Origin of the sequence: Aeromonas sp. LsrichE-8G, assembly GCF_022869435.1 — a bacterium.
Lineage (GTDB): Bacteria > Pseudomonadota > Gammaproteobacteria > Enterobacterales > Aeromonadaceae > Aeromonas > Aeromonas caviae.
On sequence record NZ_JALIHH010000308.1, the window covers coordinates 1 to 311 of the forward strand.

Here is a 311-nt window from a genome sequence, read left to right on the forward strand (position 1 = left end):
CGCTGACCGTGACCGCCACCATCGTGGACGCGGCGGGCAACGTCTCGCTGCCGGGCAGCGACAGCGCCACCATGGGCGACACCACCGCGACCGGTGCGCCGACCGTGGTCATCACCGAAGACGTGAACAACGACGGCACCATCAGCAACACCGAGATCAGCGGCAAGGTGGACGTGGCAGTGAGCCTGCCGGGCGATGCCAAGGCCGGGGACACCCTCAAGGTGAGCGGCCAGGCCGACCGCCTGTTGACCGATGCCGACATCACGGCGGGCAAGGTGGGTTACGAGTTTGACCGTCCGGCGGACGGCGTG

1 protein-coding gene is annotated in these 311 nt (G+C 68.8%); it reads left to right on the forward strand.

Translation table 11 applies throughout. From position 1 onward, the window contains the following. A partial coding sequence (locus MUW49_RS21705) for a hypothetical protein (protein WP_244813239.1) occupies positions 1 to 311 on the forward strand: 311 nt, incomplete at both ends.